A 16,006-nucleotide genomic window follows, 5' to 3' on the forward strand; every position below is an offset into this window, starting at 1 on the left:
CAAGCCGCTTTCGAGGGTCTATAGAGGCGCATCAACAAGGAAGGTGATGCCATGACAGGTGTAACGCTCACGAGCGCCGGTCTCGACCCCCGCCGCCGCCGGATTCTGTTCCGCTGCTGGCACCGCGGTATCAGAGAGATGGACCTTGTCTTCGGTCAGTTTGCTGAAAACGAACTTCCCACCATGAGCGAAGCCGAACTCGACGAGTTCGAGGCGATCATGGGCGAAGAGGATAACGACCTCGTGCGCTGGATCATGGGAACCTGGCCGACCCCCGAGCATTTACGGACACCCATGTTTGCCCGCATCGCCGCCTACAAACCCGATTTCGACCTGCCCAGGAAACCGGAATGATCCCTGGTTTTGATGCCAAAAAGCTCGCAGCTGCCGCCGAGCCGCTGACGATCGGCAACGTGCCTGCGGGCATGGAGCCGCTGCTGCTTGCCGAACTCGCCCGCAATGGTGAGCCGGTCGCCTATGTCCTGTCGGACGGTCAGCGCATGGCCGATCTGGAGCAGATGCTGGGCTTCGTTGCCCCCGATATTCCCGTCCTGACGCTGCCCGCCTGGGACTGTCTTCCCTATGACCGCGTCTCGCCGAGCGCCGATACATCGGCACGGCGTCTCGCTGCCCTTTCGGGTCTGATCGCACATCACAAGAAGCCGCATGCGGCAATCGTGCTCGTGACCGTCAATGCCCTGCTGCAGAAAGTAGCGCCGCAGGACATCATCGAAAGCCTGGCTTTCTCGGCTCGCCCCGGCAATCAGGTGCGGATGGATGATATTGCCGGCCGGCTGGAGCGCAACGGCTTCGAGCGCGTCGCAACCGTGCGCGAGGTCGGCGAATATGCCGTGCGCGGCGGCATTCTCGATGTCTTTGTCCCTGGCTCGGAAGAGCCCGTCCGTCTCGATTTCTTCGGCGACACGCTGGAGAGTATCCGCAGCTTCGACCCGGCCAGCCAGCGCACGATCGGACAGGTCCGCTCCCTTCATCTCAACCCGATGAGCGAGGTAACGCTGACGCCGGATACGATCAGCCGTTTCCGCAAGAATTACCTCTCCACCTTCGGCGCCGCCACGCGCGACGATGCGCTTTACCTCGCCGTCTCAGAGGGTCGCCGCTATCCCGGCATGGAGCACTGGCTGCCGCTGTTCTACGAGAAGCTGGATACGGTGTTTGATTACCTCTCCGGTTTCCGCGTCGTCACCGATCATACGGTGCGCGAAGCGGCCGAAGAGCGCTCCAAACTCATCTACGACTATTACGATGCCCGCTTGAACTCCGGCCAGCCGGGCAAGAGCCAGATGGCGCAGGGCACACCCTATAAGCCGGTTTCGCCCGGTCAGCTTTATCTCGACAGCAAGACCTTTGTCCGCACGCTCGATGCGATCAACGCGATCCGTGTTTCGCCCTTCAACGAACATGAAGGTGAGGCGCGCCGCGTCGTCAATCTCGATGCACGCCAGGGACCGCGCTGGGCGCGCTCCAATGCCGAAGGCGGCGGCGATGCGGAGCGCGTCAACGTCTTCGACGTCGTCGTCAAACATATCGCCGATAAGCGCGCCGGCGGCGCGAAGGTCGTCATCACGGCCTGGACCGAGGGTTCGCTCGAGCGCCTGCTGCAGGTGCTGAACGAACACGGCCTGGAACGCATCAAGCCGATCGCCGCGTTGAAGGATGTCGCGGGCCTCGCAAAGGGTGAGGCGGCGGCGGCCGTGCTCAGCTTGGAATCCGGTTTCGAGACCGGTGATCTGATTGTCGTCGGCGAACAGGATATTCTCGGCGATCGCATGGTGCGCCGCTCCCGACGGCGCAAGCGCGCGGCCGATTTCATCTCCGAAGTCGCCGGCCTAGACGAAGGATCGATCGTCGTCCACGCCGAACACGGCATCGGCCGGTTTGTCGGCCTGCGCACCATCGAGGCGGCCGGTGCGCCGCATGCCTGCCTCGAACTGCAATACGCCGACGATGCCAAGCTCTTCCTGCCGGTCGAAAACATCGATCTCCTGTCGCGGTTCGGCGGCGAGGGCACAGAGGTGCAGCTCGACAAGCTCGGCGGCGGCGCATGGCAGATGCGCAAGGCCAAGCTCAAGAAGCGGCTGCTGGATATGGCCGATGCGCTGATCCGCATCGCTGCCGAGCGCCTGACGCGCCACGCGCCGGTACTGACGACCCCGGAAGGACTCTACGACGAATTCGCCGCCCGTTTCCCCTATGACGAAACGGAAGATCAGGAAAACGCCATCGAAGCCGTGCGCGGCGATCTCGGCGCCGGTCGTCCGATGGACCGCCTCGTCTGCGGTGACGTCGGTTTCGGCAAGACCGAAGTTGCACTGCGCGCCGCCTTCGTCGCTGCCATGAACGGTGTGCAGGTCGCCGTCGTCGTTCCGACCACGCTGCTCTCCCGCCAGCATTTCAAGACCTTCTCAGAGCGCTTCCGTGGTCTGCCGATCCGCATCCAGCAGGCCTCGCGCCTCGTTGGCTCCAAGGAGTTGGCGCTCACGAAAAAGGAAGTGGCCGACGGCAAGACGGATATCGTCGTCGGCACCCATGCGCTGCTCGGCGCCGGCATCAACTTCGCCAATCTCGGCCTGTTGATTATCGACGAAGAACAGCATTTCGGCGTCAAACACAAGGAGCGCCTGAAGGAGCTGAAGAGCGACGTGCATGTGCTGACGCTCTCGGCAACGCCAATCCCGCGCACGCTGCAGCTTGCCATGACCGGGGTGCGCGAACTGTCGCTCATCACCACGCCACCGGTAGACCGCATGGCGGTGCGCACCTTCATTTCGCCCTTCGACAGCCTCGTGATCCGCGAAACGCTGATGCGCGAGCATTATCGTGGTGGCCAGAGCTTCTACGTTTGCCCGCGTCTTGCCGATCTTGCGGATGTGCACGCCTTCCTGCAGTCCGATGTGCCGGAGCTGAAGGTCGCCGTCGCCCACGGCCAGATGCCGGCCGGCGAGCTGGAAGACATCATGAATGCCTTTTATGAAGGTCGCTACGACGTATTGCTCTCGACCACCATCGTCGAATCCGGCCTCGATGTGCCGACCGCAAACACGCTGATCGTCCACCGCGCCGACATGTTCGGCCTTGCCCAGCTCTACCAGCTGCGCGGCCGCGTCGGCCGCTCGAAGGTGCGCGCCTTCGCGCTCTTCACGCTGCCGGTCAACAAGGTGCTGACGGCAACTGCCGAGCGCCGCCTCAAGGTGCTGCAGTCGCTGGACACGCTCGGCGCCGGCTTCCAGCTGGCAAGCCACGACCTCGATATCAGAGGTGCCGGCAACCTGCTTGGCGAGGAGCAGTCCGGCCACATCAAGGAAGTCGGCTTCGAGCTGTATCAGCAGATGCTGGAAGAGGCGGTCGCCGAGGTGAAGGGTGTCGACGAGATCCAGGATACCGGCTGGTCGCCGCAGATATCCGTCGGCACGACCGTGATGATCCCGGAAGGTTACGTGCCCGACCTGCATCTGCGCATGGCGCTCTACCGCCGGCTCGGCGAACTCACCGATCTCAAGGAGATCGATGGCTTCGGTGCCGAGATGATCGACCGCTTTGGCCCGATGCCGGTAGAGGTCCAGCACCTGCTGAAGATCGTCTATATCAAGTCGCTTTGCCGCACGGCCAATGTCGAGAAGCTCGATGCCGGCCCGAAGGGCGTCGTCGTGCAGTTCCGCAACAAGGAATTCCCCAACCCCGCCAATCTGGTCGGCTATATCGGCAAGCAGGGCGCGATGGCGAAGATCCGCCCCGACCACAGCCTGTTCCTGACGCGTGACCTGCCGACCCCCGAAAAGCGCCTGCAGGGTGCGGCCGTCGTCATGACGCAGCTTGCGGAGTTGGCCAAAAGCTAAGGGCAGCCCGGCCAAATCGGACCGCCCCCAACGGTACGTTCAGTTGGTCGATGGTGACGGGCGTCAGTTCATGCCGACGCGTGCTTCGGCCTTCGCCTTGGCGATCTCGCGCAGCGCTCCTGCCAGCACATCCGGCGTCTGCGCGCCGCTGACGGCATATTGCTGGTCGAAGATGAAGAACGGCACGCCGTTGACGCCCATGCGCTGCGCCGCGTCGATTTCCGAGAGAATGACGCCGCGGTCGGCGTCCGAAGCGAGCAAGGCGGCAATGACGGAGCGCTGCAGGCCAGCCTTCTCGGCGATATCGAGCAGCACTTCGTGATCGCCGACATTGCGGCCTTCCTCGAAATTGGCCTTGAAGAGCGCCGAGACGACGGCCTCCTGCTTCTGCCGGTCCTCGACAACAGCCCAATGGATCAGGCGATGCGCATCGAGCGTGTTCGGGCCGATTTTGATCGCTTCAAAATTGAAGTTGATGCCGACCTCGCGGCCGTACTTGGTCAGCATCTTATGTGCCTCAGCCACGCGTTCGGCCCCGCCGAGCTTCTGTTCCAGCATCTTCTTCTGGTCGACGCCTTCGGGCGGATAATCCGGATTGAGGCGATAGGGGCGCCAGTTGATATCGACGCCGACCTCATCCTGCACCTCGGCGACCGCCAGCTCCAGCCGCGCCTTGCCGAGATAGCACCAGGGGCAGACGACATCAGAGACAACGTCGATGGTGATGCGTTCCATTGTGATTCCTTATTCTGCCATCCCTGAGTGACGGTTGGCTCGATCGCATAAAAGGTGTTTTCGACGATCTTTAGAGGAAGGTCGAGGCAAGAGAAAGGAAATAGAACGACGCGTCTGCTGATGTGATTATTGCGCGCTCGTATCCCACCAGGTTTGTAGCTGATAGCCATAGAGTGGCACCGCATCGGGGTGCCCGATGCGCTTGTTGCGCGCCACCCATTGCTGGTCGATATGGTAGAGCGGCAGCACATAATGGTTGGACAGCAGCAACCGGTCGTAGGAGCGCACGGAAGCTGTGAAATCCTCTGTCGAGCGCGCCCGCAAGAGATGGTCGATCAGCGTATCGAGATTGGGATCGTTGGCCCCGGCGAAACTGTCCGTCCCTTCACGCGTGCGAGCAGCGGACGACCAGCGGCCAAGCTGCTCGTTGCCGGGTGACAGCGATGAGGTGTAGGCCTTCATGATCATGTCATAGTCGAAACTGTTCGTGCGGCTCTGATACTGTGAATCGTCGACGGTGCGGATCGACGCGGCGACGCCGATCGTCTGCAGCGATCGCTGGTAGGCGACGGCCAGCTTCTCCTGGTCAGCATTCTGGGTCATGATCTCGAAGGCGAGCTGCTTGCCACTCTGATCGGCCATCTTGCCGTTCTGGATCGTGTAGCCCCCTTGTTTCAGAAGGTCGACAGCTTGCCTCAGCACGTTGCGGTCGCGTCCCGAGCCATCGGTCACTGGCAGCTTGTAGCTGCCGTCAAGTATGGCGGGGTCGATCTGGTCCTTGATCGGTCCGAGCAGCGCGAGCTCACGCGCGTCCGCCGGTACCCCGAAACTTGAGAGATCGGAATTCTGCCAGAAGCTCTGCGTGCGCTTGTAGGCGCCGGAATAGAGGTTCTTGTTGGCCCACTCGAAGTCGAAGACCAGTGACAGACCCTCGCGTACCTTGATATCGCTAAAGATCGGCCGCCGCGTGTTGAAGACGAAGCCCAGCATGCCGCTCGGCAGTTTCGGTTTGAACACGTCCTTCACGACCGCACCCGACGTTGCCGCTGGGAAATCATAGGCATTGGCCCAGTGCCCCGGATTGCCCTCCAGATAGATATCGATGTCGCCCTTCTTGAAGGCCTCGAACAGCGTCGTGTCCTGCAGGAAATACTGCACGGTAAGCTGGTCGTAATTGTCCATGCCGACCTTGGCCGGAATGTCCTTGCCCCAGTAGTTCGGGTCTCGCTCGTAGGTGATGCTTTCGCCTGGTTTCAGGCTCTTGATCTTGTAAGGTCCCGAGCCGATGGGCGGCGTGAGCGAGCTGCGATCGAAGCTATCAGGGTCGATCGCATGTTTCGGCAGGATCGGAAACAGGCCAAAGATCATCGGCGTCTCGCGATCGGCCTTCTCATTGAAGGTGAAGCGCACGCCGTGATCGCCGACCTTCTCCATTTTGGATACGAGATTGAGGCGGCTGGAGAATGGCACACGGCCCTTGTCGCGCAGCAGCTCGAAGGAAAAGATCACGTCTTCGGGCGTAACGGATTGTCCGTCGGACCACTTGGCCTTCGGATTGAGATTGAACTGGATGAAGCTGCGGTCTTCATCCCATTCCACCGTTTCGGCTAGCAGCCCATAGAGCGTGAAGGGCTCGTCACTCGAACGCTGCAGCATGGATTCGTAGATCAGATTGCCGAATTGCGGATCCCACATGCCGCGTGCCGTCGTACGCATGCTTTTGAGGATAAAGGGATTGAGGCTGTCGAAGGTGCCGACCACGCCATAGGTGATTTTCCCGCCCTTTTTCACGTCGGGATTGACGTAAGGGAAGTTCTTGTAATCGGCGGGCAGCGCCGGTGCGCCATGCATGGCGATACCATGCACGGGTTCCGCGGCGGCAGCGCCGGCAACAAGCGTGAAAGCGGTGAGAAGGGCGATCCGGAGCATTGCTGAAATTCCTTGATGCGCGGCAATGGGCACGATTCGCCGGAAGGGTAGCATGAGAGCGCTCAATTCCAACCGCGGCCGCCGCATTCTTTACCTATGTGCCAAAATGCCCGCGAAATTGCCAAAGAAATGCTGGATATCTTCAACAGTGCGATGTAACACGTGACCCGAAGTTTCGGGGTCATGCATTTGCCTTAATGTTTTAAGAGGTGGAGTGCCGAACGACCCGGTGGTTGGGGCGGCCGAACGTAGCCCCGCAACGGATATCAGGAGACGGAATTCGTTATGATGTTCAAGTCTGAAAAGAAAATGCGGGCAGCACTGTCCGTTATGGCAGTGGTCTTCGGCGCTTCGGCTCCGGTCTCGTCCTTTGCACAGGATGCAGCGGCTCAGGCTCCGGCAGCGTCGGCTGACGCTCCCGCACAGGCCGCCGGCGCACCTCGCCTCGGCTGGTACAAGACCTGCAGCAAGCAGGAAGACAACGACATCTGCGTTGTTCAGAACCTCGTTCTCGCCAACGGCGGTCAGCTCGTTACGGCTGTCGGCCTGATCTCGGTCTCCGGCAAGATCAACCGCAAGATCCTTCAGGTTTCGGTTCCGGCCGCGCGCCTGATCCCCCCGGGCATCGCGATGCAGATCGATGGCGGTAAGGGCCAGAAGCTCGACTACGCTGTCTGCCTGCCGGACAAGTGCACGGCTGAAATCCCGCTGACGGATGCCATGATCGCAAGCCTCAAGAAGGGCAGTGACGTGGTCTTCACCTCGATCAACTTCCGCCGCGCTCCGAACCCGATCAAGGTTTCGCTCGAAGGCTTCACCGGCGCTTATGACGGCGAACCGGTTTCCGAATCGAAGCTCGCCGAAAGCCAGCGCAGCCTGCAGGACAGCATGCAGAAGAAGGCCGAAGAAGCTCGCAAGAAGCTGGAAGACGCCCAAAAGGCAGCAAAGGCCCAGTAATCAGTGCTTTCAGGAATTCACGAAAACCCGGCTTCAGGCCGGGTTTTTTGTTGCTAAAGCATGTCGAGCAAAAGTGTGCAGCGGTTTTGCGATAACGATATGAGAAAAAGAAAAGGCCCCGACATGCGGGGCCTTGTCATCGAAGTCTTGCGTTCCGACTTAATGGGCGAAGCTCATCTTGGGTTTGAACTGGCCTGTCGGGCTGCGGTCGAAAATCTGCTCAACCTGCGGATTGCGAAGCGGCGTATCGCTTTCGTCACTCATCAGGTTCTGCTCGGAAACGTAGGCAACATATTCGCTGTCGTCGTTTTCCGCGAGCAGGTGGTAGAACGGCTGGTCTTTGCTGGGGCGGACTTCCGCTGGAATGGAATTCCACCATTCTTCCGTATTCGCGAACTCCGGATCAACGTCGAAGATGACGCCGCGAAACGGAAAAACCTTGTGCCGAACCACTTCGCCTATACTGAATTTTGCTATTCTTTCTTTCATGGTACGACTTCCTTTCTCACCTGATTTGGTGATCGGTCCCCCACAAATCAAGATTTTTGCGGGATTTCGTCACATGACTGTCATCTCTGCCCATCGGTCTTCATGACCTCCGGATCAAAGAAAGCCCCGGCGAACCGGGGCTTTCATGTCTTGTCTTATGCCGAGTAGTACATGTCGTATTCGACCGGATGCGGCGTCATTTCGAAGCGCATCACCTCGGCCATCTTCAGTTCGATAAAGGCGTCGATCTGGTCGTCGTCGAACACGCCACCGGCCGTCAGGAACTTGCGGTCCTTGTCGAGGCTTTCGAGTGCTTCGCGCAAGCTACCGCACACGGTCGGGATCTTCTTCAATTCCTTCGGCGGCAGGTCGTAGAGGTCCTTGTCCATGGCCTTGCCGGGATGGATCTTGTTCTTGATGCCGTCGAGGCCGGCCATCAGCATGGCGGCAAAGGCAAGGTAAGGGTTGGCGGTCGGGTCCGGGAAGCGGACTTCGACGCGCTTGGCCTTCGGGTTGGAGCCGAACGGGATGCGGCAGGAAGCCGAGCGGTTGCGAGCGGAATAGGCCAACAACACCGGAGCTTCATAACCCGGGACGAGACGCTTATAGGAGTTCGTCGACGGATTGGTGAAGGCGTTGATCGCTTTGGCATGCTTGATGATACCGCCGATATAGTAGAGGCAGGTTTCGGAGAGGCCTGCATATTCGTCGCCGGCGAAGGTTGGCTTGCCGCCCTTCCAGATCGACTGGTGTACGTGCATGCCCGAGCCGTTGTCGCCGAAGATCGGCTTCGGCATGAAGGTTGCCGTCTTGCCGTAGGCATTGGCGACCTGATGGACCACATACTTGTAGATCTGCATCTTGTCAGCGTTGCGGACGAGCGTGTCGAACTTGATGCCGAGTTCGTGCTGGGCGGCAGCCACTTCGTGGTGATGCTTTTCGACGACGACGCCCATTTCTGAGAGGACCGTCAGCATTTCCGAACGCATGTCCTGGGCGCTATCGACAGGGGGAACCGGGAAGTAGCCGCCCTTGACGCGCGGACGATGGCCGAGGTTACCGGTCTCATAGTCGGTGTCGTCGTTCGACGGCAGTTCGGTGGAATCGAGCTTGAAGCCGGTATTGTAGGGGTCAGCCTTGTATTTGACGTCGTCGAAGACGAAGAACTCGGCTTCCGGGCCGACGAAGACCGTGTCGCCGATACCGGATGCCTTCAGATAGGCTTCGGCCTTCTTGGCGGTGCCGCGCGGGTCGCGGTTGTAGGCCTCGCCGGAAACCGGGTCGAGGATGTCGCAGACGATGACCATGGTCGACTGGGCGAAGAACGGGTCCATATGCACCGTTTCCGGGTCGGGCATCAGCACCATATCGGACTCGTTGATGGCCTTCCAGCCGCCGATCGAGGAACCGTCGAACATGACGCCGTCGGCGAACATGTCTTCATCGACGCAGACGACGTCCATCGTAACGTGCTGCAGCTTGCCCTTGGGGTCAGTGAAGCGCAGGTCGACGAACTTCACGTCGTTGTCCTTGATCTGCTTCAGGATTTCGCTTGCACTCGCCATGAAATGCTTCCTCTGTTTTTGTGATGACGTTACATTATGTGCGATGAGGATGATCAAGCTTTGCCGAGAGGCAAAGCCGGTCAGATGGCATCGATACCGGTTTCACCGGTGCGGATGCGGATGACCTCTTCGACGTTGGAAACGAAAATCTTTCCGTCGCCGATGCGCCCCGTCTGCGCGGCCTTGCGGATCGCGTCGATGACGGCTTCCGCGTTTTCATCTGCGAGCACGACCTCAACCTTCACCTTCGGCAGGAAATCGACGACATATTCGGCGCCGCGGTAGAGTTCGGTATGGCCCTTCTGGCGACCGAAGCCCTTCGCTTCCGTGACGGTGATACCCTGCAGGCCGACTTCCTGAAGGGCTTCCTTCACCTCGTCCAGCTTGAAAGGCTTAATGATCGCTTCGATCTTTTTCATGAGAAAATGTCTCTCCGCTTCTCCCGTTAAAGCAGGAACTTTCCCGCTCGCGGGATATGATGCAGATATCGTGCCAGTTTGAAATCCGTCTCAGGCAAAAAATCGTGGAATTTTATGCACAAAGCCCGGTTTGCCCGCGTTTCCGTGTCCCTTTGATCAAAAAACGAGGTGAACAATAGTGCGTTTTGATCAAAAATGACGCAAAACCTGAAAATATCCCTCGACTCATGGTTTCTTTTGGCTTGTCGCAGAGAGTCGTAAAAATAGGCAAATGCACAATATTTGCTCTTTCGTTATGATAATCATTCGGTTGTTTTTTAGGCGCTTTTTGAATTGAATAGGGGCATGAGCAAACCCCTCGCCGATCTTCTTCTCACCCCTGTCGAAATGGCTGCGGCCGATAAGGCTGCAGCCGAATCCGGAATCGATTCTTATGGCCTAATGGAAAAGGCAGGTGCCGCGGTCGCCGCTGCAGCATTGCGTCTTTATCCCGGCGCACAACGTTTCGCGGTGTTCTGCGGCCCCGGCAACAATGGCGGTGACGGCTATATCGTCGCCCGGCTCCTGCAGGAGAGTGGTGGACGAGTGGAGATCTTCCATCTTGGCAACCCGGAAAAACTGAAGGGCGATGCAGGCCGCGCCAGGGCGGCCTGTGCACTGAAGGGGCAGGATATTGCGCGCTACGACCAGCAGCAGGGTGATGTCATCATCGACGGCCTTTTCGGAGCCGGCCTTGCACGCGATGTGCCATCCGAGGTCGCGGATCTGATCCATAAGGTCGGCAAGGCAGGAACTCCCGTCATCGCCGTCGATCTGCCCTCCGGCCTCGACGGCCGCACTGGCGCCGTGCTCGGAGCTGCCTTCCGTGCGGCACATACGGTGACCTTTATGACCCGTAAGCCCGGCCATCTGCTGATGCCGGGCAGGGAGCTTTGCGGCGAATTGGAAGTCTTCGACATCGGCATTCCCGGCCGCATCATCAGGGCGCAGACGAGCGGCCTCGTGGCTGAGAACACGCCCGCCGCCTGGCGCGCTGCCATGCCGGCCGAGCAAGTGGAAACCCATAAATACAAGCGCGGCCATCTGGTCGTGTTTTCGGGAGAGGCAAGCAAGACGGGGGCGGCCCGCATGTCGGCGACGGCAGGCCTCAAGTCTGGGGCCGGGCTGGTCACCATCGCCGCGCCGGTGGAAGCTCTCGCCGCCAACAGCGCCCATCTGACAGCCGTCATGCTGCACGCCATCGACGATGCAGCCGCATTGGAGGACTGGCTGAAGGACGCACGCCTTCAGAGCTTCGTTCTCGGCCCCGGTTTCGGCATTGGAAAGAGGGCCCGCGATTTCGTGTCGCTGCTGCGCGAGCGCCATCTCGTTCTCGACGCGGACGGCATCAGCTCCTTCAAGGACGATCCGCAGGAGCTTTTCGAGTTGTTCAAGGGAGAGCCTCGGCTCGTCCTGACGCCGCATGACGGTGAATTCGCCCGCCTCTTTCCCGATATTGCTGCCGACAAGAAGGCAGGCAAGGTGGACAAGGCTCTCGCCGCTGCCAGTCGCTCCAACGCCGCTGTCATCTATAAGGGTGCCGATACGGTCATCGCCTCACCGGACGGTCGGGCGCTGATCAACGCCAATGCCCCGGTATGGCTCGCCACCGCCGGTTCCGGCGATGTGCTGGCCGGCATCATCGGCGGCTTGCTCGCCCAGGGCCTGCCTGCCTTCGAGGCGGCGGCAGCCGGCGTCTGGTTGCATGGAGAGGCGGGACATCGTGCCGGCAAGGGCCTGACGGCCGAAGACCTCGCCGCGCACGTGCTGCCCTTCTAAAGGATTATTGATCGATCCGCTTCTGCAGGGCGATTGCCCCATGCGGCGCATTGACCTTGCCTTCGTGGATCATGAAGGCGAAGACGTCGCGCGGCTCGGCCTTGACCTTCCTATCCTTGTCGATCAGTGGCAGGTCGTCAGGCACCTTGCCCTCGGCCCAGGTCTGGAGCCGCTTGCTCCAGTCCTTCAACTCCGGTTCCGGATAGCAGGTCGGAATATCGTCCGATCCTTTCTGCAGCCGCGTATAGACGAAGTCCGCCGTCACATCGGCAATCATCGGATAGTCGAAATGTTCGGCGCAGACAGGCGCCACGCCGTATTTCTCGAGCAACGCGACGAATTCCGGCACCTTGAAGGAATCGTGCCGGACTTCCACGACATGGCGCAGCTTCAGCCCGTCCTGCTTTTCCGGCAGCAGTTTCAGGAAGGCCTCGAAATCAGCGGGATCGAATTTCTTCGTCGGCGCGAACTGCCAGAGCAGAGGGCCGAGATGATCGCCAAGTTCGCTGATGCCGGACGAGAGAAATTTCTCCATCGATTCACCAGCCTCGGCAAGTACCCGTCGATTGGTGGTAAAGCGCGTCGCCTTCAGCGAAAAGATGAAGCCTTCAGGCACATCGGCCGCCCACTTTGCGAAAACCGCAGGCTTCTGCGTGCTGTAGTAGGTACCGTTGACCTCGATGACCTTCAGTTGGCGGCTGGCATAATGCAACTCATCCTTCTGTTTGAGATCGGCGGGAAAGAAATGGCCGCGCCAAGGTTCGAACGTCCAGCCGCCGATACCCACGCGGATCGTGCCCGATTTGCTCATCTGTTCCTCCTCACTTGCGATCCCTCAGATCGCGCCGATCTTTTTGGCCATATCGACGATAGTCCATCCTGGCCGATAGGGATTGGGCCGGCGACCCGTTTCCTGAAAACCGAAGGCGGAATAGAGGGTGATGTTCCGCTCCATCCGCGCATTGGTGTAAAGACGGATCTCCGGCACGGCCCATTCCCGCGCCCTGTCCTCCAGCCAGCGAAGCATGGCCATGCCATGTCCCTCACCTTGAAAGTCTGGCGATACCGCGATGCTGAAAAGCATCAGGTGATCGGTATGGCGCTCGACCACTGAGAGCCCCGCCACCGCGCCATCCGCCTCCTGCAGCCAGACTTCGCCTCGTTCGATCCGTGGCTCATAGTCTTCCGTCACCGGGATCGGCGGATAGCCGAAAAGATCGGTATAGGGCTGATAGGCGGCGGTCGTCAGCGCCACGACGGCAGGCAACTCCGCAATCGTGGCAAGCCGCATCGTCATTCTGCTGCCGCGACCGCCTTCTTGACCGGCCGCCGCTCCAGCAATTCCCTGAGGAACTGGCCCGTATAGGAGCGCTTCTCCTTGACGATCGCCTCCGGCGTGCCAACGGCCACGATCTCGCCGCCGCCATCGCCGCCCTCGGGTCCAAAGTCGAGGATCCAGTCGGCGGTCTTGATGACCTCGAGATTATGCTCGATGACAACGACCGAATTGCCCTGGTTCACCAGCTCATGCAGCATTTCCAGAAGTTTGGCGACGTCATGGAAATGCAGGCCAGTGGTCGGCTCATCGAGAATATAGAGCGTGCGGCCCGTCGAGCGCTTCGACAATTCCTTGGCGAGCTTGACGCGTTGGGCTTCCCCGCCCGAAAGCGTATTGGCCTGCTGGCCGACCTTGATGTAACCGAGGCCGACGTCGAAGAGCGATTGCAGCTTGTCACGCACGGCCGGGACCGCAGTGAAGAATTCGACGCCTTCTTCCACCGTCATATCCAGCACGTCGGAAATCGACTTGCCCTTGAAGGTGACGTCGAGCGTTTCGCGATTGTAGCGCTTGCCATGGCAGACGTCGCAGGTGACATAGACGTCGGGCAGGAAGTGCATCTCGATCTTGATGACGCCGTCGCCTTGGCAAGCCTCGCAGCGGCCGCCCTTGACGTTGAAGGAGAAGCGGCCTGGCTGGTAGCCGCGCGCTTTGGCTTCCGGTAGGCCGGCAAACCAGTCGCGGATCGGCGTGAAGGCGCCGGTATAGGTGGCCGGGTTCGAACGCGGCGTGCGGCCGATCGGTGACTGATCGATGTCGATGACCTTGTCGATATGCTCGAAACCGTCGATACGATCGTGATCGGCGGGGATCTCGCGCGCGCCCATGACACGCCGCGCCGCCGACTTGTAAAGCGTTTCGATCAGGAAGGTGGATTTGCCGCCGCCGGACACTCCCGTCACCGCAGTGAAGACGCCGAGCGGGATGGCCGCCGTGACGTTTTTCAGATTGTTGCCGCGAGCGCCGACGACCTTGATCTCCTTGCCCTTCTTTGGCTTGCGGCGTTCATCCGGCAGGGCCACGCCGAGTTCGCCGGAGAGATATTTGCCGGTCAGCGACTTGGGATTGGCCATGATTTCCTGCGGCGTGCCATGCGCCACCACCTGGCCGCCATGGACGCCGGCCGCAGGGCCGATATCGACCACGTCGTCGGCCGTCAGGATCGCATCCTCGTCGTGTTCGACCACGATGACCGTATTGCCGATATCGCGCAGATGCTTCAGCGTATCCAGCAGACGGGCATTGTCGCGCTGGTGCAGGCCGATCGACGGTTCGTCGAGCACGTAAAGAACGCCGGTCAGGCCCGATCCGATCTGCGAGGCAAGGCGAATACGTTGGCTTTCGCCGCCGGACAGCGTGCCGGAATTGCGCGACAGGCTCAGATATTCCAGGCCGACGTCGTTCAGGAAGCGCAGGCGGTCACGGATTTCCTTGAGAATGCGCACGGCAATCTCGTTTTGTTTAGCATTGAAAGTTGCCGGCAGCGCTTCGAACCAGTCGCGTGCGATGCGGATCGACATTTGGGTGACTTCGCCGATATGCAGCTTGTTGATCTTGACCGCCAGGGCTTCCGGCTTCAGGCGAAAACCGTTACAGGCCGGGCAGGGGGCCGCCGACATGAAGCGCTCGATATCCTCGCGCGCCCAGGCCGAATCCGTCTCTTTCCAGCGCCGTTCGAGATTGGGCACGATGCCCTCGAAATTCTTCGAGGTCGTATAGGAGCGCGCGCCGTCGGCATAGTGGAACTCGATCTTCTCCTCAGTGCCGTTCAGGATCACATCCTTGGCCTTTTCAGGAAGGTCGTTCCAGCGGCTGCCGAGCTTGAAGCCGAAATGTTTGCCGAGCGCTTCGAGCGTCTGGTTGTAGTAGGGCGAGGTCGACTTGGCCCAGGGCGCAATCGCACCGTCGCGCAGCGTACGTTCCGGCTCGGGCACGATCAGATCGGGGTCGATCTTCTGCTGCGAGCCGAGACCGTCGCAGGTTGGGCAGGCGCCGAAGGGATTGTTGAACGAAAAGAGCCGCGGTTCGATCTCCGGAATGGTGAAGCCGGAGACGGGGCAGGCAAATTTTTCCGAAAACAGCACGCGCTCGTGCGTCTCGTTAAGCGACTTGTTGGCCGAGCCACCGGCCGAGGTTTCCTCCGGCGGCAGCGGCTTGTCGGCAAATTCGGCAACGGCAAGGCCGTCTGCGAGCTTCAGCGCCGTCTCGAAACTGTCGGCAAGGCGCGAGGCCATATCGGGCCGCACGACGATACGGTCGATGACCACGTCGATATCATGCTTGTATTTCTTGTCGAGCGTTGGCGCGTCGGCGATTTCGTAGAACTGCCCATCCACCTTGACGCGCTGGAAGCCTTTTTTCATGAGCTCCGCCAGCTCTTTCTTATATTCGCCCTTACGACCGCGGATCATCGGAGCCAATATATAGAGACGCGTGCCTTCCTCGAAGGCGAGCACCCGGTCGACCATCTGGCTCACGGTCTGGCTCTCGATCGGCAGGCCGGTCGCAGGCGAATAGGGGACGCCGACACGGGCAAAGAGCAGGCGCATATAGTCGTAGATTTCGGTGACGGTACCAACCGTCGAGCGCGGGTTGCGCGAGGTCGTCTTCTGCTCGATCGAGATCGCCGGCGAAAGCCCGTCGATCTGGTCGACATCGGGCTTCTGCATCATTTCTAGGAACTGGCGCGCATAGGCCGAAAGGCTTTCGACGTAGCGGCGCTGGCCTTCGGCATAGATTGTGTCGAAGGCGAGCGAGGATTTGCCGGAGCCGGAAAGGCCGGTCATGACGATCAGCTTGTTGCGTGGCAGATCGAGGTCGATGCCCTTCAGATTATGCTCGCGCGCGCCACGGATGGAGATCGTCTTCAGTTCGCTCATCGTCTCTGCTTCAAGTCGT

General features: G+C 60.2%; 12 protein-coding genes. 4 read left to right on the top strand and 8 right to left on the bottom strand.

Translation table 11 applies throughout. The annotated features are described in order from the left end of the window. Positions 1-51: 51 nt before the first annotated feature. Positions 52-354, top strand: coding sequence for a succinate dehydrogenase assembly factor 2 (locus KQ933_RS07095; RefSeq protein WP_216757988.1), 303 nt, complete (start codon positions 52-54; stop codon positions 352-354). Then, on the top strand, positions 351-3,857 hold the full coding sequence (mfd, locus tag KQ933_RS07100; protein ID WP_216757989.1) for a transcription-repair coupling factor: 3,507 nt from the start codon (positions 351-353) through the stop codon (positions 3,855-3,857). The genes KQ933_RS07095 and mfd overlap by 4 nt, the downstream gene beginning before the upstream one ends. A gap of 63 nt (positions 3,858-3,920) precedes the next feature. On the opposite strand, the gene KQ933_RS07105 is transcribed toward mfd, so the two are convergent. Continuing rightward, complete coding sequence (locus tag KQ933_RS07105; RefSeq protein WP_216757990.1) at positions 3,921-4,592, bottom strand: DsbA family oxidoreductase; 672 nt, start codon at positions 4,590-4,592, stop codon at positions 3,921-3,923. 126 nt (positions 4,593-4,718) lie between these two features. Next, positions 4,719-6,521 carry an extracellular solute-binding protein gene (locus tag KQ933_RS07110; RefSeq protein ID WP_216757991.1) on the bottom strand — a complete coding sequence of 601 codons (1,803 nt, stop codon included), beginning with the start codon at positions 6,519-6,521 and terminating at the stop codon, positions 4,719-4,721. A gap of 285 nt (positions 6,522-6,806) precedes the next feature. On the opposite strand from KQ933_RS07110, the gene KQ933_RS07115 reads away from it, so the two are divergent. Beyond that, positions 6,807-7,478: an invasion associated locus B family protein gene (locus KQ933_RS07115; RefSeq protein ID WP_183804797.1), complete on the top strand. Its 672-nt coding sequence runs from the start codon at positions 6,807-6,809 to the stop codon at positions 7,476-7,478. Between the two features lie 159 nt (positions 7,479-7,637). Here the strand turns inward: KQ933_RS07115 and hspQ are convergent, their stop codons facing one another. The 3 genes from hspQ to KQ933_RS07130 form a co-directional block, all read right to left on the bottom strand. After that, positions 7,638-7,967 carry a heat shock protein HspQ gene (gene hspQ / locus KQ933_RS07120; RefSeq protein ID WP_216757992.1) on the bottom strand — a complete coding sequence of 110 codons (330 nt, stop codon included), beginning with the start codon at positions 7,965-7,967 and terminating at the stop codon, positions 7,638-7,640. Positions 7,968-8,122: 155 nt separating this feature from the next. After that, positions 8,123-9,532 (bottom strand): type I glutamate--ammonia ligase, encoded by a 1,410-nt coding sequence (gene glnA, locus KQ933_RS07125; protein WP_183729318.1) that lies wholly within the window; start codon positions 9,530-9,532, stop codon positions 8,123-8,125. Between the two features lie 80 nt (positions 9,533-9,612). Then, the gene (locus KQ933_RS07130) at positions 9,613-9,951 is read right to left on the bottom strand and encodes a P-II family nitrogen regulator (protein ID WP_003539626.1); all 339 of its coding nucleotides are present in this window, start codon (positions 9,949-9,951) and stop codon (positions 9,613-9,615) included. A gap of 345 nt (positions 9,952-10,296) precedes the next feature. Here KQ933_RS07130 and KQ933_RS07135 point away from each other — a divergent pair, with 345 nt between their 5' ends. Next, positions 10,297-11,769, top strand: a complete 1,473-nt coding sequence (locus KQ933_RS07135) for an NAD(P)H-hydrate dehydratase (protein WP_216757993.1) — start codon at positions 10,297-10,299, stop codon at positions 11,767-11,769. 4 nt (positions 11,770-11,773) lie between these two features. On the opposite strand, the gene KQ933_RS07140 is transcribed toward KQ933_RS07135, so the two are convergent. From KQ933_RS07140 to uvrA, 3 genes are read right to left on the bottom strand one after another with little or no spacing between them, the layout of a single operon-like run. After that, positions 11,774-12,580, bottom strand: a complete 807-nt coding sequence (locus KQ933_RS07140; RefSeq protein WP_216757994.1) for a DUF72 domain-containing protein — start codon at positions 12,578-12,580, stop codon at positions 11,774-11,776. A gap of 24 nt (positions 12,581-12,604) precedes the next feature. Then, complete coding sequence (locus tag KQ933_RS07145) at positions 12,605-13,066, bottom strand: GNAT family N-acetyltransferase (RefSeq protein WP_216757995.1); 462 nt, start codon at positions 13,064-13,066, stop codon at positions 12,605-12,607. Beyond that, positions 13,063-15,987 carry an excinuclease ABC subunit UvrA gene (uvrA, locus tag KQ933_RS07150; protein WP_216757996.1) on the bottom strand — a complete coding sequence of 975 codons (2,925 nt, stop codon included), beginning with the start codon at positions 15,985-15,987 and terminating at the stop codon, positions 13,063-13,065. Before uvrA ends, KQ933_RS07145 begins: the two co-directional genes overlap by 4 nt. Between the last annotated feature and the right edge of the window lie 19 nt (positions 15,988-16,006).

The sequence above is a fragment of the Rhizobium sp. WYJ-E13 genome (assembly GCF_018987265.1).
In the GTDB taxonomy this organism is placed as follows: domain Bacteria; phylum Pseudomonadota; class Alphaproteobacteria; order Rhizobiales; family Rhizobiaceae; genus Rhizobium.